We start from the raw sequence: 20,090 nt of genomic DNA, 5'->3' as shown, positions 1-20,090 counted from the left end.
CACTCCTTATTTAAGATATTAAAAGTAGTTTGACCGGAAGTTGTGAATTTATGTATGATGTAGTTAGAATTTAAAATTGGATAGGATGAATATAGTGATTACATCTGTGAAGAATGAGAAAATAAAAGCGTTAAAAAAATTACAGCAGAGAAAATATCGAAAGCAGACGAATACTTTCTTGATTGAAGGTACACATTTAATAGAAGAAGTATTAGCAAGCGATTGGACAACAAAAGAAATTATTGTTTCCGAAGAGGCTTCTGTACCTGAATCAGCAGCTAACCTTCCCGTTACCGAAGTAACCAGACAGGTATTTAAAGAACTTTCCTTTACTGCCTCACCTCAGGGAATTATGGCTGTGATCGAAATGAAGAAAGAGAATGTCGTAAATGGAGGGGTAGTTGTTCTGCTGGATGCTATCCAGGACCCGGGGAATTTAGGAACGATTATACGTACTGCGGATGCAGCGGGTGCTGATGGAATTGTGCTCGGTGATGGTTGTGTCGATTTGTATAATGATAAAGTGATCCGTGCAACACAGGGGTCTATCTTTCATTTGCCAATCTCCCATGCTGATCTGGAAGAAGAGGCTGCCCGGCTAAAAGAAGCAAATTTTACTGTCTGGGCTACAGCTTTGGAAAAAGCGGAAAATTATAAAAAGTTGCCCATTCCGCAAAAAACAGCAATTGTCTTTGGCAATGAGGGAGCAGGAGTAAAGGAATCGTTATTAGAAAAAGCGGATGAACGTGTGACAATTCCTATCCTTGGCAAGGCAGAATCATTAAATGTCAGCATTGCAGCAGGTGTTTTATTATATTATTTAAAGAATTAGTCTTGCAACGGAGGCATAATTTTTCTATAATAACTGTATTCCATAAAAAATTGATATGTTCTCACAGCTTGAGAGCAAACAACAAAACGCAATGAAAGAGCAAGTAATTGCCATGTAGAAGTGTTTGTTCAAAAGACTGCCCAATTAAGCAAGAAGATCCGGCAATGCAGAGAATTGCAGCTTATCATTGGGTGACTTTTTGAACATCCTCTAAAAGTGATTCAGGGAGGAGATGTCTTGACTGGAAGCATCTCTATCATTCAGGTTAATTACGTTTCACTCTGGAGCGGACACTTGGACCATATGAGAATGTAAAGGTGATTCGGATGCCATCCGTTATGAGGCAAGAGTTGGATTGGGTATGTTTATTCAGTCAACAAGGGTGGTACCGCGACCATATAGCTTCGTCCCTTTTTTAGGAGACGGAGCTTTTTTATGTTAAAAAAGTCCATTCAAAACAAGGAAAGTATTAAAAGGAGGTATTTGGCGATGAAAGAAGAATTGCAGGCGATAGAAGAAGAAGCTCTTGCAGCTATTGAGCAGGCAGAGGACAGCCAGGCATTACAAGAGATGAAAGTAAAATATTTAGGAAAAAAAGGCTCTTTAACAACCGTTCTTCGTGGTATGGGGAAACTATCCAAGGAAGAACGTCCAATTGTTGGCGAACTTGCTAATAATGTTCGTGCATCCATCACAGAGGCGTTGGATGTTAAAACAGAAAAATTAGAAAGAGATGCGCTTGATAAGCAGCTGGAAGCAGAGACCATCGACGTAACATTGCCGGGGAACCCTGTCCATGTTGGGGGGAGACATTTATTAACCAGCATTATGGAAGAGATAGAGGATTTATTCATCGGCATGGGCTATGAAATAAAAGAAGGTCCAGAGGTAGAAACAGATTATTATAATTTTGAAGCATTAAATTTACCAAAAAATCACCCTGCCCGCGATATGCAGGATACTTTCTTTATTACCAATGAATTGCTCCTGCGTACGCAGACATCACCTGTTCAAGCACGGACGATGGAAGCTTATCAGGGAAAGCGCCCGATTAAAATGATTTGCCCGGGTAAAGTGTACCGCCGTGATACAGATGACGCAACACACTCTCATCAATTCAGACAAATTGAAGGTTTAGTAGTAGATAAAAATATTACATTAAGTGATCTAAAAGGTACATTAGATGTATTTGCGAAAAAAATGTTCGGGAAAGATCGTAAAATTCGCTTACGTCCTTCATTCTTCCCTTTCACAGAACCATCTGTTGAAATGGATGTATCCTGTAAGGTGTGTAATGGAGAAGGATGTTCGGTTTGTAAACAGACTGGCTGGATTGAAATTTTAGGCGGCGGAATGGTTCACCCTCGTGTATTGGAAATGAGTGGATATGATTCCACAGTTTACAGCGGATTTGCATTTGGAATGGGGCAGGAGCGTATTGCGATGTTGAAATATGGTGTAAATGATATTCGTCACTTCTACACCAATGATGTCCGTTTCTTGTCACAATATCATCAAGCGTAAGAGGAGAAGGAGGAGAGTATATGCTTGTTTCCTATAATTGGTTACGAAATTATGTCAATTTAGATAAAGTAACACCAGAAGAATTAGCAGAAAAAATAACACGGTCTGGTATTGAAGTAGAAGGGATCGAATATCTGGCTCCCAAAAGCGAAAATATTGTCGTCGGATATGTGAAGTCCTGTGAGAAGCATCCAGACGCAGATAAATTAAACTTATGCCAGGTGGATGTTGGAGAAGAGTCCCTGCAAATCATCTGTGGTGCACCAAATGTTGGAGCGGGGCAGAAGGTCGCCGTTGCAAAGCCGGGGGCTAAGCTTCCTAATGGGATGAAGATCAAGAAGGTGAAGCTGCGTGGCGTGGAATCAAATGGAATGATTTGTTCTTTGCAGGAGCTCGGGCTGGATGAAAAATACATTCCTGCCGATGTTGCAGAGGGAATCTTTGTTTTCCCGGATGATGCAGAAGTCGGTACTCCGGTACAGGGATTATTGAACCTGGATGATGCTATTTTAGATTTAGATGTATTGGCAAACCGCCCTGATGCTTTGAGCATACTTGGTGTAGCATACGAGGTGGCAGCCATTTTAAATCAGCCAATCACTTTACCTGACGAAAATCTTACTGTCGATCAATCGTTACAAGCCAAGGATTATATTGATGTGAAAATTGATTCCATTGAAAACAATCCGTACTACGGTGCTTTTGTTATAAAGGATGTCGAAATAAAGCCGTCCCCATTATGGATGCGTAATTATTTAATGGCATCTGGTATTCGCCCGATTAACAATGTTGTAGATATTACAAACTTTGTGTTATTAGAATACGGACAGCCGCTGCATGCTTTTGATTATGATCAATTTGGTTCAACAGAGGTCGTCATCCGTCAAGCAAAAGAAAATGAGACAATGGTTACTTTAGATGATCAGGAACGCCAATTAAATGGCAAGAATCTTGTCATCACTAATGGTACAGACCCTGTCGCTCTGGCTGGAGTAATGGGTGGCGCAGATTCAGAGGTAACAGATGAAACAACAAATATCCTGTTAGAGGCGGCATATTTTGACTCTGCTTCTGTACGCCACACTGTAAAACAAACCGGTCTGCGCAGTGAATCAAGTACTCGTTTTGAAAAAGGTGTTGATCCAAATCGGGTGAAACGCGCTGGGATCCGTGCCTGTATGTTACTTCAGAAATACGCAAATGGAAAAGTAGCAAGCGGTGTTGTAGAAGTAGACAAATTGGATAAATCGGAGAAGTCTGTCACCATTACAATAGCAAAAGTAAATCAACGGTTGGGAATGGAATTAGATGAAAAAGACGTGACTGCTGTCCTTACGCGTCTGCAATTTGAATTCAGTATACATGGAGAAGAAATTATTGTTCAAGTTCCGACACGCCGTCAGGATATTTCTATTTTTGAAGACATTCTGGAAGAGGTTATCCGTATTTATGGTTATGATCATTTACCATATACGATTCCGCAAGGCTGGGTGCAGGCTGGCGGTTTAACAGATATCCAGTTATTACAACGGGAAATCAAAAACTATTTATCAAGTGCCGGATTAATGGAAACATTAACGTACTCCTTAACAAATGAAAAGGATGCAATGCGCTTCTTGACACCAGATATTAATGAGGAGCCTGCTTATTCGGTCGGGCTGGCTATGCCAATGAGTGAAGAACACAGTCATCTTCGTCTAAGCCTTATTCCGGAAATGCTCCGTGTTGTACAGCATAATGTAGCTAGAACTCAAACAGATTTAGCTTATTTTGAAATTGGTAAAGTATTTGTTTCCCGGGAAGAAAAGGTAACAAAGCAGCCAATTGAAAACCTGCATGTTGCCGGTGCATTAACAGGTTTATGGCATAATCATCCGTGGCAGCAGGAGAAGCAGCCGGTGGATTTTTATGTTGCAAAAGGAATTATTGAAGGCTTGTTTGCTCATTTAGAATTGGATGTCACCTTTGTACAGACAAAAATGGCTGATATGCATCCGGGACGCTGTGCAGAAATCAGATTAAACAACAAAGGAATTGGCTATGTTGGTCAGATTCATCCGCTGACAGCAAAAGGCTATGATGTGAAAGAGACATATGTTTTTGAAATAAATTTGGAATCGGTATTTTCTGTACACCAGTTGATACCTTCCTTTACCGACATTCCGCGCTATCCATCGGTAACGAGAGATATTGCATTTATCCTGGATATGGATGTTCCTGCCGGTAATGTTCAAGAGGTTATCAAGGAAATCGGAGCTCCACTGGTAAAAGAGGTATCTATATTTGATGTCTATCAGGGAGAGCATATGGAAGAAGGCAAAAAATCGGTTGCATATCGACTTCTATATCAGGATCCAAGCCGTACGTTAAAAGATGATGAAGTGGATGCTTCTTATCAGGCGATTATTGAAAAAGTAAATAAACAATTTGGATCCTATGTCCGCTCATAATCAGGGCGAAAGAGAGCCGCTACCACAGTTTTATAACTGTGGTAGCGGCTCTAATCATATAGCGGAAATATCCTGGGCTCAGTTATCCGGATTCACAGTCAAAGGAAGCTGCCAATCAATAGGAGGAAGATTTTCCTGCTTTAAAATGGCGTTTGTTTTTGAAAAGTGACGGCATCCAAAAAAGCCGCGGTGTGCGGATAATGGACTGGGATGCGGTGATTTTAAAACGTAATGCTTATTGGTATCAATTAATTCTACCTTCTTTTGTGCTGCAGCTCCCCATAATAAGAAAACAACAGGATGATCCTTTTGATTTAACGAATAAATCACCTGATTCGTAAATTGCTCCCAGCCTTTATTTTTATGAGAATGCGCCTGATGTGCACGGACAGTCAGGACATTATTAAGTAAAAGCACTCCTTGTTCCGCCCATTCTTTCAGATAGCCATGGGAAGGAATTTTAAAATTGACATCAGCAGCCAACTCCTGATACATATTTTTTAATGAAGGAGGAACAGGGATTCCGGGTTGTACAGAAAAACTTAAACCATGTGCCTGATTAGGGCCATGATAGGGGTCTTGACCTAATATAACAACCTTCACGTTCTGAAAATCCGTGAAATGCAGAGCATTAAAAATATCGTACATATCAGGATAAACAATGTTAGAACGATATTCCAATTTTAGAAATTCCCGTAAGTGTTTATAATAGTCTTTTTGAAATTCTTGCTCTAAAACTTGTCCCCAGTCATTTTTTAAAGGTATATTCATTATAGCACCTCATTTAGTGTAAATATTTCTTTGCCTTTTTTGTATTAGCAAAATGAAGTTTAGCAACATGACCCAGCCGTTGTTCGCCATGAGCCTCTATATAGCTTGCAGCTGCCTTGTCAACTTTACTTGATGCGCCCTTTGGCAACAGAATACCTGCCTCTTCCGATAATTTGTCCATTGCTGTTACGAATCGGGCTCGGGCTAAAATAGAGGCAGCAGCAACATTAATAGAGTGACTTTCTGCTTTTGTAATAAAGGTTGTTTTATCATGAAGCTTTAACCTCTCCGTTTGCAGATAGCGCTTATATACGGCAGGTTCACAAAATTGATCAATGACAATCCCGTCATAAGCTGTTGCATCTAACTTTTTAATTAATTTGTCAATGGCATGGTGATGGAGCATTGCTTTCATTTTTCCTTGCGACCAGCCTTTATTTTGCAGGTGATTGTACTTTTTGTTCCCTAATTTAAGGATAGTGTAGAAAATAGGGAGCTTTAAAATTTCTTGTGCAATATGATGGATGATACTATCTTTTAAATGCTTAGAATCTTCTACACCCAGTTGTTTTAATTGGTCCTGCTGCTCTTTTGTTGCAAAAACGGCAGCAACTGTAATTGGCCCAAAGTAGTCGCCGGTTCCAGATTCGTCTGAGCCAATATGATTTTGATGAAATATATCTGTGTCTATATTTGGAGAATGCATTGCTTTCCTTGTCGATGTAACGACAGCTGCGCCTTTCCACTGGGCACTTTCCTTCTCCGGCTGACTGCCTTGAAAAAGGACTTTGCCAGAGTGATATGCTGTGATGACAGCATAGGGGGTTTTTGCCCGGAAAACAGCTCCCCGGGGTGTTTTCTCTAAGCAAGCGTGATAATGGTTTCTCATTTCTGTTATTTCAGATGCAGGTAAGGTTAATACTTCTTGGCCCAAAGCTTCATTCCTCCAATCATTAGATACCTATGACTATAGCAAAAATAGCCGGATTTTGAAATACTTCTTTTTACGGAAAGTTCATGTTAATATATAGTAGAATCATCGTTGCACAGGAGGCAGCAAAAAATGACAGACAATGAAAAAAAACGTATAACTGTTGAAATATACAATCGAACTTACCATGTTATTGGAACAGAATCAGAACGCCATGTTCAACTAGTGGCAAATTTAGTTGATCAAAAAATGAATGAAATCCATGATGTAAATAAACAATTAGATACAGCCAGTTTAGCAGTATTAACTGCTGTGAATACGATGAATGATTATTTAAAACTAAAAGAGGACTATGCAACACTTTTAGGTTCATTACGAAAGAAAGAGGAATAACAAACATGATTAACTTAATTTTAATTTTTCTTTTATTATTTGGAATTTTGATGGGATTGAAAAGAGGGTTTATCCTGCAATTATTCCATTTAACCGGGTTTATTATTGCTTTTATTGTTGCAGTAATGTATTTTCGCCCATTTGGAGAAAGACTTTCTATATATATTCCTTACCCTGATCTTTCAGGTGATGGAGCCTGGTCAGCATTTTTAGAAAACCTGCCTATAGAAGCGGCATTTTACAATGCGATTGCCTTTGCGATTATCTTTTTTGCAGTAAAGTTTATTTTACAGATTATCGCTTCGATGTTGGATTTTGTAGCTGCTATTCCAGTAATCAGCTTTATCAATAAAATCTTAGGGGCTGCTCTCGGCTTTGTTGAAGTATATCTGATCAGCTTTATTATTTTATATATCCTGGCCTTAACACCAGTCGGTGGGATACAGGAAGCGATTCAAGGATCTTCTCTGGCAATGCGTATTATTGAACAAACGCCGTATTTTTCAGAACGGATTTTTGAATTATGGTTTAATTTGACGGAATCTCTGACTAAATAGAGTTGTTGGTCATGAACATGATAATAAGCAAAACTGACTCAAACTAAAATAGCTTGAGTCAGTTTTGTTACGGAATGAGTGTCCGTAATTTCCTCTATTACATACAGAATAAAAATTTCCTGTGCATGGGGAAAAACGGTCACTTCATTTCCTGATTTACTCAACTAGGATTTAGCAGCGGAAAACTTCCCCGCTAAATCAAGTTTCTTTTTATGTAAATAGTGAAAGAATAGGGTGAAAGTATATGAATAAAAAAGATATCATTCGTTTGCTGGAGAAAATAGCTGTTTATATGGAGCTGAAAGGCGAAAATCCTTTTAAAATAAGTGCTTATCGAAAAGCTGCACAAGCGATTGAAACGGATGATCGCAGCTTAAATGAAATAGATGACTTTACCAAAATGAAGGGTATCGGAAAAGGAACTGCTCAAGTAATTACAGAATTTATTAAAACAGGTCACTCAGAAACCTTAAAAGAGCTGGAAAAGGAAGTACCTGCCGGACTCGTTCCTTTATTGGACTTGCCTGGTCTAGGAGGAAAAAAGCTCTCGAAGCTTTATCAAGAACTGGATGTAGTGGATGCTGAGACCTTAAAAGAAGCTTGTCTGTCCGGGAAGGCGGAAGCTTTACCGGGGTTCGGCAAGAAATCGGTGGAGAAAATTGTTGCAGCCATAGAGGAAGCAGGTAAAAGACCAGAACGAATTTCCATTGCGATGATGCTTCCAATTGCCGAAAAGGTAGAAGCCTATTTAGATAATATTTCCGGTATTATCCGTTATTCCCGGGCAGGAAGCATCCGGCGCATGCGTGAGACGGTAAAAGATCTTGATTTTATCATTGCTACAGATAACCCGGGTGAAGTAAAAGAAGCGTTAATAAAATTCCCCTCCATCAAGAATGTTATTGCTAACGGAGAGACAAAGGTATCCATTACATTGGAAGAGGTCTATGATATTAATGTTGATTTTCGTCTGGTTACTAACGGGGAATTTGCATCGACGCTACACCACTTTACCGGCTCAAAAGATCATAATGTGGCAATGCGTCAGCTTGCAAAGTCACGCGGTGAAAAAATCAGTGAATATGGTGTAGAAGTGGAGGAAACAGGAGAGACACTTCAATTCGAGACGGAGGAGTCCTTCTTTCATCATTTTGGCCTGCATTTTATTCCGCCGGAGGTTCGTGAAAATACGGGAGAAGTAGAAATATTTAAGGATAACCAGGAATTAATCCAGCTTTCTGACATCCGTGGAGATTTGCATATGCATACTACCTGGAGTGATGGTGCACAGTCTTTGGACGAAATGGTTGAAAAGGTAAAGAGTATGGGCTATTCCTATATGGCAATTACAGACCACTCTAAATACCTGCGGGTAGCGAACGGGTTAAATGAAGAGCGTCTTCGAAAGCAGCGGGAAGAAATTAAGGTGTTAAATGAAAAATATTCAGATTTCCATATCTTTTCTGGGGTAGAAATGGATATTCTGCCGGATGGAAGCTTGGATTTTGATGATGATTTTCTAAAGGAAATGGATTTTGTGATTGGTGCGATTCATTCCAGTTTTCAGCAATCTGAACAAGATATTATGCGCAGATTGAATAATGCACTGGATAACCCATACGTTTCTATTATTGCCCATCCGACAGGAAGACTTATCGGCAGAAGAGACGGGTATAAGGTAAATGTAGAGCAGTTAATCAAAAAAGCAAAAGAAACAAATACAGCATTAGAAATCAACGCTAATCCAAATCGTCTTGATTTATCTCATGAATGGGCTAAAAAAGCGCAGGAAGCAGGCGTAAAGCTTGTTATTGACACGGATGCCCACAACTACCATATGCTCAAACATATGCAATATGGTGTAGCGACTGCCCGCAAAGGCTGGATCAAACCATCCACAGTCATCAACACATGGTCAAAAGAAGAACTAATCACATTTTTTAATCGGACAAGGTAAGAATATTAATTTTTAATAAAAGAGGGTTTTAAAATGAACGAACGCGTATTAAAAACGCTTGAATTTCACCGCCTTGTTGAAAGGCTTCGTGATCAGGCAGAAACCTCGATAGGGAAGGATTTAGCATCTAAGATACACCCTAAGGCCTCGCTGGATGAAGTGGAGGAATTACAAGCACAGACAGATGAAGCAGTACAGATTTTCCGGCTTAATAAAGTGATTCCTTTAGGCGGTATATCAGATATTCGGCCGAGTGTAAAACGCAGCGCAATAGGCAGTGTTCTGTCAGCAGATGAGATCTTACGTGTTGGTGATACTTTATATGGAGGCAGACAGGCAAAAAGCTTTTTGGAGCAGATCGAGGATTTGGAAATACCTATTCTTCAATCTGCAGCAGCAAATATTATTGCTATCCGAGATTTGGAACAGCATATTAATAGTTGTATTGATGACCACGGTCAGGTAATGGATGCTGCCTCTCAAGCATTACGATCTATCCGCAGTTCTATTCGAACTTATGAAAGCAGTGTAAGGAGCAAGCTGGAAAACTACACACGTTCTAATAGTAAGATGCTTTCTGATGCAATTATTACGATTCGGAATGATCGCTATGTTTTACCGGTAAAGCAGGAATATCGCGCAGCTATTGGCGGGATTGTTCATGATCAATCATCATCTGGTCAAACATTATTTATGGAGCCCAAAGCAGTAGTGGATATGAATAATAAACTGCAGGATTTATTTTCTAAGGAAAAACAAGAAATAGAACGTATTCTAAAAGAACTCAGTGGACATATTGCTGCCTATGAGCAAGAGCTGTTAAATAATGTGTACTGGCTTTCCGTAATTGATTTTATCAGTGCCCGGGGAAAACTTGCACAAAAAATGCATGCGGTAAGACCTAAGATGAATATACATGGTTATATAAAGATGCAACAGGCAAGACATCCATATATTCCAGAAGATCAAGTTGTTCCGAATGATGTGGAAATGGGGAAAGATTATCAGGCGATTGTTATTACAGGGCCCAATACAGGCGGAAAGACCGTTACTTTAAAAATGGTTGGTCTATGTACGTTAATGGCTCAGTCCGGGTTACAGGTGCCTGCACTCGATGGCTGTGAAATGCCGGTATTTGATGAGGTATTCGCTGATATTGGTGATGAACAGTCAATTGAGCAAAACCTAAGTACCTTTTCATCGCATATGACAAATATAGTAGAAATTATGAAGCATGTCACAGATCAATCACTGGTTTTATTTGATGAACTAGGCTCGGGAACAGATCCGCAAGAAGGGGCTGCTTTGGCAATGTCTATTCTGGATGAGGTTCTATCCAAAAATGCAAGTGTGATAGCAACAACCCATTATCCGGAATTAAAAGCTTATGGATATAACCGAGCACAGGTTGTCAATGCTTCTGTTGAGTTTAATGTAGAAACATTAAGACCTACCTATCGGTTGTTAATTGGCGTTCCGGGACGCAGTAATGCATTCGATATTTCGAAGCGGCTAGGCCTTGATGAGGGTATTATTAATCAAGCCAAGCAGCTGATTGGTTTAGATTCCCACCAAGTGGAAAATATGATAGCCTCTTTGGAACAATCACATACAGAAGCAGAAAGAGACTATGAGAAAGCACATCAGATATTGGAAGAAAGTGAAAAGCTTCATCAAGAATTGACCAAAGCAATGAACAGATGGGAGGATAATAAGCAAAAAATCTATAGAAAAGCTGAAGAGAAGGCTGAAAAAGCATTGCTTCAAGCGCGCCAGGAAGCAGAAGAAATTGTGCAGATGATGCGCAATATGAAAGATCAGTCCGGAATGAAAGAGCATGAGTGGATAGAAGCCAGAAAAATGCTTGATGAGGCGATGCCCAACTTAAGCAGTGATAAAGCAGCTGTCAAAACGGAGAAGAAACAGGAGGATAGTGAGTTAAAGCCGGGTGATGAAATTAAGCTGCTTACTGTCAATCAGCTCGGCGAGGTTGTAGAAAAGGTGAATGACAAGGATTATATGGTCCAGGTCGGTATTATGAAGGTGAAGGTAAAACGATCCGATTTGGAGCTTGTAAAGAAGAAGAAAAAGAAGCAGGCTGAACCTGTAGCTACTGTCAGAGGCAGTACTCAGCATGTCAAAACAGAATTAGATTTACGCGGGGAACGCTATGAGGATGCAATTCACAAACTGGAAAAGTATGTCGACGATGTATTGCTGGCTGGTTATGCACAAGCATCGATAATTCATGGAAAAGGTACAGGAGCATTGAGAAAAGGTGTTCAGGATTTTGTGAAGCGCCATCCGCACATTAAGGGATCCAGATCAGGTGAGGCTGGGGAAGGCGGGAGCGGTGTGACGGTTATCCGTTTTGAATAAGCAGTACAGGATTTCATTTATTTGTTTAGGAACATTGGAAGAAGGGATGCATAACTTCACGAAAACGAATCCCTTTTTCCCAATGAAGGAGCGAGAAAAATGGAAGGTTTTTGGGACAATATTTTAATAATAACGGCAGCAAGATATAGTGTATTTATTTTATCAACTCTGCTCTTTTTAGCTATTTTTGAGCTGGTAACCTCCTATAAAAACTGGGAGGAAATTAAAAATGGAAACTTGGCTGTCGCGATGGCTACGGGAGGAAAGCTATTTGGTATAGCCATGATTTTCAGGTTTTCTATTGAGCATAATGATAGTTTATTGGTATCTATGGGCTGGGGAATTTATGGTTTTGTCCTATTGATAGCAGGGTATCTATTTTTTGAGTTTTTAACCCCCTTTATGAAAGTAGATGAAGAAATTGGCAATGGCAATAAGGCTGTCGGTTTTATCTCTATGGCCATTTCTGTCGGGTTAGCGTATGTTATCGGTGCAAGCATCGTAGGTTAGGAGGACAATGTGTGATTTTTGAACGTTTGGCAAAAATATTAATAGCTGTAGGAATGACCTTTTTCATAGTAGGAATTATTTATTTGATATTCTAAAAATTAGCTATTGTTTTTAAAAATAGCAAATAATCGTTATAATAGGTATAGAACTAAATTGAAGGAGGAATATTTTATGGTGGAAAAAAGAGCTTGGCATGATCGTTATCCAGAGGATTTACCGATAACGATGGAGTATGATAAGTGTACCCTGTATCAATATTTAGTCGATGCTGCTAAGCAAAACGGCGAAAAGAAAGCGCTTTATTTCATGGGGAAGGAAATAACGTATAAAGAGCTTTACGAGGAAGCGAAAAAAACAGCAAACTATCTGCAGTCTATCGGTATCAGGAAAGGGGACAGAGTTGCTATCTTGCTGCCAAATACGCCTCAAGCTGTCATTAGTTATTATGGTATTTTAATGGCAGGAGCTGTAGCCGTTCCAACAAACCCGCTTTATACAGAAAGAGAGTTAATCTTTCAAATGAATGATGCGAAGGCACGGGCAATTATTTGCCTGGATATTCTATTCCCGCGTGTAAACAGTGCCCGTTCACATACGACACTTGAACACGTTATAGTAACCGGTATCAAAGATTATCTTCCGTTTCCTAAAAATATAATCTATCCATTTATACAAAAGCGGGAGTATAATATGGTTGTCAAAGTAGACCCCAGTAATGATACACATGTATGGAAAAGGATGATGGAACAATCTGTGGCTGATTATTTAGAATCACCTATTGATCCTGAAGAAGATCTGGCACTCCTGCAATATACTGGCGGAACAACCGGCAACCCCAAAGGAGTAATGCTTACCCATTATAATTTAAGTTCGAATGTGCAAATGTGTGAAACCTGGCTTTCGCGCAGTGGAGAGCAAAATAAGCAAGATGTCGTTCTCGGTATTCTCCCGTTTTTCCATGTATATGGTATGACTGCCGTAATGAATTTTGCGATTAAAAAAGCCTCTAAAATTATTCTGATTCCTAAGTTTGATGCAGGTGATTTATTGAAGGTTATAGATAAGCAGAAACCTAATCTTTTCCCGGGAGCTCCAACAATTTATATTGGTCTGTTAAACCATCCGGATTTAGAGAAGTATGATTTATCCTCTGTAGATGCATGTATTAGCGGATCAGCACCATTACCGGTCGAGGTGCAAGAGCGTTTTGAACGAATTACAGGAGGGAAGCTTGTAGAAGGATATGGGTTGACAGAGACCTCTCCCGTAACACATGCAAATTTTGTGTATGCTGAACGCATTAATGGCAGTATTGGTGTTCCATGGCCGGATACAGATGCAAAAATTGTACAAATGAGTGAAGCTGGTTTAGAAGAAGTTCCTACAGGAGAAATTGGAGAAATTGCTGTAAAAGGACCGCAAGTTATGAAAGGCTACTGGAATAATGAAGAAGAAACGGCCAATACTCTGAAGGATGGATGGCTGTTAACTGGCGATTTAGGTCGTGTTGATGAGTCCGGTTTTTTCTATGTAGTCGACAGGAAGAAGGATATGATTATTGCGGGTGGTTTTAATATTTATCCAAGAGAAATAGAAGAAGTTTTATATGAGCATGAAGCTGTCCAGGAGGCGGTAGTAGCAGGTGTACCTGATCCATATCGGGGAGAGACTGTAAAAGCCTACATCGTGCTGAAAGAGGGGGCAAATCTTACGGAAGAGGAATTAAATGAGTATACTAGAAACTATCTGGCAAGTTATAAAGTTCCAAGGATTTATGAATTCCGTGACGAATTGCCAAAAACAGCAGTTGGAAAAATATTAAGAAGAAAACTGATAGACGAAGAGAAGCAGAAACAAGAAGCAACATCTGTTTGAGCCTCGTGCTCTTTTTCTTTTTTTCAGAGATTTATAAAAATCAGCTGGAAATATGCACCTACGATTTTATGATGGAATCACATTTCTATTCAATTGTGCAGAAATAATCTAAGATAAAGCAGCTTTCCGTTGACATTAAACGGCGGGGATTGTATATTAAAAATATGAATGACTATTCACTCATTTTTTATTATATAATCAAGGAGTAAATTATGAAAAATCAAAAACCAAAATATCATCAAATTATTGAAGCTGCTGTAAAAGTAATTGCTAAAAATGGATACCATGGCTCACAGGTTTCAAAAATAGCGAAGGAAGCAAACGTTGCTGACGGTACCATTTATTTATATTTTAAGAATAAAGAACATATTCTTGTTTCCTTATTTGAAGTCAAGATGGGGGAATTTATTGAACAAATAGCTAAAACAATTGAAGAAGGCGGCTCTGCTTCAGATCAGCTGTATACCTTGATTAAAATGCATTTTCAGCAGCTTTCTTCGGACTATTATTTAGCTATTGTAACCCAGCTGGAGCTGAGGCAATCAAACATTTCTTTAAGACTGCAAATTAATCAGGTTTTAAAGCCTTATTTAACAGTGATTGACGGGATTGTCAAAAAGGGGATGGAGCAACAGCAATTTAGAGAAGATCTTAGTGTCCCTTTAGCCAGACAAATGATTTTCGGAACATTGGATGAGATTGTGACAAATTGGGTTATGAAGGAACAGAAGTATAATCTTATTGAAATGGCTCCTGAGATTCATAGAATGCTTGTCAGCGCACTGGCTTCTAAATAAAATAAAGAGGGGTGATGGTTTTGTCCATTATGGATTTAACAATAGCAGATAAGGTAGCTTATTTAACGATAAAAAGCCCTCCTGCTAATGCATTATCTTCAAAAATTATTGCAAGGCTGGATGAGCTGTTAACACAAATCGAAAATGAAGCTGAGGCCAAAGTTCTTGTCCTGCAGGGAGAAGGCAGATTTTTCTCGGCAGGGGCAGATATTAAAGAATTTACATCGCTTCAAGAAGCTTCCGAATATGAAAGCTTAGCCAAGAATGGTCAAGATATTTTTCAGAGAGTAGAGCATTTTTCCCTACCTGTCATCGCATCCATACACGGTGCTGCCTTAGGAGGAGGGCTGGAACTTGCAATGGCTTGCCATATCAGGTATGCGACAGCTGACGCGAAGATAGGCCTTCCAGAAATGAATTTGGGTATTATTCCCGGATTTGCAGGGACACAGCGCTTACCACGATATGTAGGGAATGCAAGAGCATACGAGATGATTTTAACCGGAGAACCTATTTCAGGAAAACAAGCAGAAGAATGGGGACTGGTGAATCGCACTTTTGAGGAAGATGACCTGGCAGAGAATGTTCATCAATTAGCTCAGAAAATTGCTGCGAAAAGTAAGCCTGGCATCAACCGAATCATGCAGCTGATCCCATATGCAAATACAAGTCAATTTGAAGAAGGAGTAAAAAAAGAAGCCAGTTTGTTTGGGGATGTTTTTGGCTCAGAGGATGCGAAAGAAGGTGTAAGCGCTTTTATTGAGAAAAGAGCAGCCAACTTCAAAGATAAATAGATTTTAGTTTGTTAGGAGGAAAAATATGAATATTTATGTATTATTGAAAAAAACGTTTGATACGGAAGAAAAAATTACTGTGCAAGATGGCAGAATTGAGGACGATGGTGCAGAATTCATCATCAACCCTTATGATGAATATGCGGTTGAAGAAGCAATCGTACAAAGAGATAAACATGGCGGTGAGGTCACTGTCGTCACAATTGGTGATGAAGACTCTGAAAAGCAGCTTCGGACAGCACTTGCCATGGGAGCAGATAAAGCCGTTCTTATTAATACAGAAGAAGATTTAGAGGATGGAGACCAATTTACAACAGCAAAAATTTTAGAGGCATTCTTTGAAGACAGGGAAGTGGATTTAATATTAGCGGGAAATGTAGCCATTGATGAAGCAAGCGGTCAAGTCGGGCCAAGGCTGGCGGAGCTTTTAGGAATTTCCTGTGTTACGACAATAACCAGTCTGTCTGTTGATGGTGATGCCGTAGCAATTGAAAAAGATGTTGAAGGCGATGTGGAAATTATTGAAACAAGTCTGCCAGTATTAGTTACTTGTCAGCAAGGGTTAAATGATCCGCGTTACCCATCCCTGCCAGGTATCATGAAAGCGAAGAAAAAGCCGCTTGAGGAATTAGAAATCGATGATCTGGATTTAGATGAAGATGACGTGGAAGCAAAAACAAAAACAATTGATATTTTTCTGCCGCCGGAAAAAGAGGCGGGCAAGGTGTTGGAAGGAGAAATAGAGGATCAGGTGAAGGAGCTTGTTTCCTTGTTGAAAAATGATAAAAAGGTACTTTAATTGAGCCCAGTGAAAGGAGTTCATAACAATGAGCGACAAATTATTAGTGATTGGTGAAGTAAGAGAGAATGATATCAGAAATGTTTCCTTTGAGGCAATTGCAGCGGCGAAACAAATCGATGCAGATGCTGAAATTGTGGGTGTGTTACTTAGCGGCAGTGATTTAACAGATGCCGGTGAGGAGTTAATTACTTACGGCGCAGACCGTGTTGTAACTGTGACACATGACAATTTAAAATCGTATACATCGGAAGGGTATGGACAGGCAATTTTAGAAATCATTGATGAATTATCGCCAAAAGGGATTGTAATGGGGCATACATCAATTGGTAAGGATTTAACACCAAAAATTGCGAGCCGGCTATCTGCCGGGCTGATCTCTGATGTTGTAGATATTGAAAAAGATGGAGCTGACACTGTCTATATCCGTCCTATTTATTCCGGCAAGGCATTCGAGAAAAAAATATTTGAGGATGATTTTACATTTGTTACAATCCGTCCAAATAATATACCAGCACTTGCCAAGGATGAATCAAGATCCGGCGAAGTAACTGGTAAGGATATCGATATAAAAGATTTGCGTACGATCGTGAAAGATGTTGTCCGTAAATCGGCTGATGGAATTGATCTTTCGGAAGCCAATGTTATTGTAGCAGGTGGCCGGGGAGTAAAGAGTGCCGATGGCTTTAAACCGCTTTATGAGCTTGCGGAAGTGCTGGGAGGTGCTGTAGGCGCATCCCGTGGAGCCTGTGATGCAGATTATTGTGATTATGCACTGCAAATCGGGCAGACGGGAAAAGTGGTAACGCCTGATTTATATATTGCTGTTGGTATTTCAGGTGCGATTCAGCATTTAGCTGGAATGTCAAACTCCAAGGTTATTGTTGCTATTAATAAAGATGCTGAATCAAATATCTTTAATATTGCGGATTATGGCATTGTCGGAGATTTATTTGAAGTTATTCCGCTGCTCATTGAAGAAATTAAAAAAGTAAAAGCATAGAACTGTGCAAAAGGTCTGTGAGAAATGCTATCACACAGACCTTTTGAAGTTTATTGCAAATCTGCATAAGCAAACTATTAGGCAGTATACTTATACGGTGATATACTCATACTAAGCTTATTTAAGCTGTATGTTTGAAGGAGGTAAAAATAATGGCAATTAAAAATGTAACGGATCAAAACTTTACAGAAGAGACGTCAAAAGGGCTTGTGCTTGCTGATTTCTGGGCTCCATGGTGTGGACCTTGTAAAATGATTGCTCCTGTTTTAGAAGAAATCGATGGAGAAATGGAAGAAAAAGTACAAATCGTGAAACTAGACGTTGATGAAAACCAGGAGACAGCAGGGAAATTCGGTGTCATGAGTATCCCGACACTTCTTTTATTCAAAGATGGCGAAGTGGTAGACCAGGTTATTGGTTTCCAGCCTAAAGAGGCACTAACTGATTTAATCAATAAACATGCCTAATATAGTAAATTTTTTTCTGTTATTATCACAATACATGATAACAGAATGAATCTCTGTTTTTAGTGAAAAAAAGAAAATCCCTTTGTCATCATGCAGATGAAAAGGGATTTTCTGATACATAGAGGGTTGGTTATATATGAATAAAGAAGCGATTGAAAAAAAACTGTCCATTTTACCGATGCAGCCAGGCTGTTATCTGATGAAGGACAGGCATGGAACGATTATATATGTAGGGAAATCTAAGAAACTCAGGAATCGTGTACGCTCCTATTTTCGTGGAGCAAATGACAGGAAGACACAGCGTTTGGTGCAAGAGATTGCCGATTTTGAATATATGGTTACATCATCTGAGATAGAAGCGCTTATCTTAGAAATGAATTTGATAAAAAAATATGACCCTAAATATAATGTGATGCTGAAGGATGATAAATCGTATCCGTATTTAAAAATTACCTCGGAACGCCATCCGCGGTTAATTGTCACCAGACAGTTGAAAAAAGACAAAGGGAAGTACTTTGGACCTTATCCAAATGTGATAGCAGCTAGAGAAACCAAAAAACTTCTTGATCGAATCTATCCGCTCAGGAAATGCAATAATCCTCCCGGAAGACCGTGTCTGTATTATCACATGGGACAATGCTTAGCCTGCAGTAAAAATCCGCCATCCAAAGATGCTTATCAGCAGATTGTTCAAGAGATAACTTCTTTTTTACAAGGCGGCTTTAAAGATATTCGAAAACGTCTGACCAGGGAAATGACGGAAGCAAGTGAAGTGTTAAATTTTGAAAGAGCAAAAGAACTTAGAGATACGATTCAATACATCGATGCAACGATGGAGCAGCAGAAAATGACAGCAAATGATTTGACAGACAGAGATGTTTTTGGATACAGCTATGATAAAGGCTGGATGTGTGTACAGGTCTTCTTTATTCGTCAAGGAAAGCTGATTGAACGTGATGTCAGCGTATTCCCGTTTTATGATAGTGCAGAGGAAACCATTATCAGTTTTATTGCACGATTTTACCTGCAGGAAAACCACTTGAAACCGAAGCAGGTGCTAGTCCCAATTGGCATTGATGATGAGATACTGGAGAAACTGCTTGAAGTTGATGTCCATACACCGCTTCGTGGCCGTAAAAAGGAAATGGTTGAATTAGCTGGTAAAAATGCCAAAATTGCTTTAAATGAAAAATTCCAGTTAATTGAGCGTGATGAGGAAAGAACTTTTCAAGCAGTAGAAGATTTGGGTGATTATCTGCATATAGAGATGCCGCACCGAATTGAAGCATTTGATAATTCAAACATTCAAGGAACAGATCCTGTATCTGCCATGATTGTTTTTGAGGATGGGAAGCCGAATAAGAAGGAATATCGCAAATATAAAATTAGAGATGTCAAAGGACCGGATGACTACGATACGATGCGGGAAGTCATACGCAGGCGTTATACAAGGGTACTTCGTGAGAATCTTCCTTTACCGGACTTAATTATTGTTGATGGAGGGAAAGGACAGATGTCAGCTGCGGCAGACATACTGGAAAATGAGCTTGGTTTAAGTATTCCGCTTGCCGGTCTAGCCAAGGATGACAGGCACAAAACAAGTGAACTGCTATATGGTGATCCTCCTGAAGTGATTCCTTTACAGCGTCAGTCACAGGCTTTTTATTTGGTGCAGCGGATACAGGATGAGGTACACCGCTTTGCAATTTCTTTCCACAGACAACTAAGAGGAAAAGGGTTGTTTCAATCAGAGCTTGATCGCATTCCCGGTGTAGGTGAAAAACGGCGTAAGCTTCTGCTGACACATTTCAAATCGATAGAAGAGATAAAAAATGCATCGTTAGAGGATATGCGCAAAATTGGGATACCGAAAAATATTGCGACCGAAATAATCGGGCATTTAAAAGAACAGGAAACAGAAAAAAACGATCGTGAAATTAAATAAGTTTCACGATCGTTTTTAGCTTGATGAAAAAGAATCAGGAATGAATAAATGATAGCTGCTGAATTTGATCATGGTTTAGACAGGCAGTGCGGTTTCTGGCTGCACC

General features: G+C 39.6%; 17 protein-coding genes. 15 read left to right on the top strand and 2 right to left on the bottom strand.

All coding sequences use genetic code 11. The annotated features are described in order from the left end of the window. Positions 1-94 precede the first annotated feature (94 nt). The 3 genes from FLK20_RS01575 (at position 95) to pheT (ending at position 4,806) form a co-directional block, all read left to right on the top strand. Positions 95-832 carry a TrmH family RNA methyltransferase gene (locus FLK20_RS01575; RefSeq protein ID WP_152654803.1) on the top strand — a complete coding sequence of 246 codons (738 nt, stop codon included), beginning with the start codon at positions 95-97 and terminating at the stop codon, positions 830-832. A gap of 489 nt (positions 833-1,321) precedes the next feature. Next, complete coding sequence (gene pheS, locus FLK20_RS01570) at positions 1,322-2,356, top strand: phenylalanine--tRNA ligase subunit alpha (RefSeq protein WP_152654802.1); 1,035 nt, start codon at positions 1,322-1,324, stop codon at positions 2,354-2,356. Between the two features lie 20 nt (positions 2,357-2,376). Further along, on the top strand, positions 2,377-4,806 hold the full coding sequence (pheT, locus tag FLK20_RS01565) for a phenylalanine--tRNA ligase subunit beta (protein ID WP_152654801.1): 2,430 nt from the start codon (positions 2,377-2,379) through the stop codon (positions 4,804-4,806). A gap of 78 nt (positions 4,807-4,884) precedes the next feature. On the opposite strand, the gene ung is transcribed toward pheT, so the two are convergent. Together ung and rnhC are read right to left on the bottom strand one after the other, a co-directional pair. Next, positions 4,885-5,577, bottom strand: coding sequence for a uracil-DNA glycosylase (ung, locus tag FLK20_RS01560; RefSeq protein WP_152654800.1), 693 nt, complete (start codon positions 5,575-5,577; stop codon positions 4,885-4,887). A gap of 13 nt (positions 5,578-5,590) precedes the next feature. Beyond that, a complete protein-coding gene (gene rnhC, locus FLK20_RS01555) occupies positions 5,591-6,511 on the bottom strand; it encodes a ribonuclease HIII (RefSeq protein ID WP_152654799.1) in 921 nt (306 codons plus the stop codon). Between the two features lie 129 nt (positions 6,512-6,640). Here rnhC and zapA point away from each other — a divergent pair, with 129 nt between their 5' ends. The 12 genes from zapA (at position 6,641) to uvrC (ending at position 19,984) form a co-directional block, all read left to right on the top strand. After that, positions 6,641-6,901 (top strand): cell division protein ZapA, encoded by a 261-nt coding sequence (gene zapA, locus FLK20_RS01550; protein ID WP_152654798.1) that lies wholly within the window; start codon positions 6,641-6,643, stop codon positions 6,899-6,901. A 5-nt stretch (positions 6,902-6,906) separates the two neighbouring features. Next, the gene (locus FLK20_RS01545) at positions 6,907-7,458 is read left to right on the top strand and encodes a CvpA family protein (RefSeq protein ID WP_152654797.1); all 552 of its coding nucleotides are present in this window, start codon (positions 6,907-6,909) and stop codon (positions 7,456-7,458) included. Positions 7,459-7,702: 244 nt separating this feature from the next. After that, positions 7,703-9,415: a DNA polymerase/3'-5' exonuclease PolX gene (gene polX / locus FLK20_RS01540; protein WP_152654796.1), complete on the top strand. Its 1,713-nt coding sequence runs from the start codon at positions 7,703-7,705 to the stop codon at positions 9,413-9,415. A 33-nt stretch (positions 9,416-9,448) separates the two neighbouring features. Continuing rightward, positions 9,449-11,794, top strand: a complete 2,346-nt coding sequence (locus FLK20_RS01535) for an endonuclease MutS2 (protein WP_152654795.1) — start codon at positions 9,449-9,451, stop codon at positions 11,792-11,794. A 99-nt stretch (positions 11,795-11,893) separates the two neighbouring features. After that, positions 11,894-12,304 carry a DUF350 domain-containing protein gene (locus tag FLK20_RS01530; protein WP_152654794.1) on the top strand — a complete coding sequence of 137 codons (411 nt, stop codon included), beginning with the start codon at positions 11,894-11,896 and terminating at the stop codon, positions 12,302-12,304. 171 nt (positions 12,305-12,475) lie between these two features. Further along, entirely contained in the window at positions 12,476-14,179 is a 1,704-nt protein-coding gene (locus FLK20_RS01525) for a long-chain-fatty-acid--CoA ligase (protein WP_152654793.1), read from the top strand. Positions 14,180-14,391: 212 nt separating this feature from the next. Further along, positions 14,392-14,976, top strand: coding sequence for a fatty acid metabolism transcriptional regulator FadR (locus FLK20_RS01520; protein WP_152654792.1), 585 nt, complete (start codon positions 14,392-14,394; stop codon positions 14,974-14,976). Positions 14,977-14,996: 20 nt separating this feature from the next. Continuing rightward, entirely contained in the window at positions 14,997-15,770 is a 774-nt protein-coding gene (locus FLK20_RS01515; RefSeq protein WP_370453146.1) for an enoyl-CoA hydratase, read from the top strand. A gap of 25 nt (positions 15,771-15,795) precedes the next feature. After that, positions 15,796-16,569 carry an electron transfer flavoprotein subunit beta/FixA family protein gene (locus FLK20_RS01510; protein ID WP_152654791.1) on the top strand — a complete coding sequence of 258 codons (774 nt, stop codon included), beginning with the start codon at positions 15,796-15,798 and terminating at the stop codon, positions 16,567-16,569. A gap of 28 nt (positions 16,570-16,597) precedes the next feature. Next, a complete protein-coding gene (locus FLK20_RS01505; RefSeq protein WP_152654790.1) occupies positions 16,598-17,572 on the top strand; it encodes an electron transfer flavoprotein subunit alpha/FixB family protein in 975 nt (324 codons plus the stop codon). A gap of 152 nt (positions 17,573-17,724) precedes the next feature. Then, entirely contained in the window at positions 17,725-18,039 is a 315-nt protein-coding gene (trxA, locus tag FLK20_RS01500; protein ID WP_152654789.1) for a thioredoxin, read from the top strand. A 136-nt stretch (positions 18,040-18,175) separates the two neighbouring features. Next, positions 18,176-19,984, top strand: a complete 1,809-nt coding sequence (gene uvrC / locus FLK20_RS01495) for an excinuclease ABC subunit UvrC (RefSeq protein WP_152654788.1) — start codon at positions 18,176-18,178, stop codon at positions 19,982-19,984. The last annotated feature ends 106 nt before the right edge of the window (positions 19,985-20,090 follow it).

Source organism: Oceanobacillus sp. CFH 90083, from assembly GCF_009389585.1.
In the GTDB taxonomy this organism is placed as follows: Bacteria; Bacillota; Bacilli; order Bacillales; family Amphibacillaceae; genus Oceanobacillus.
This window is presented reverse-complemented; position numbering and strand designations above follow the sequence as displayed.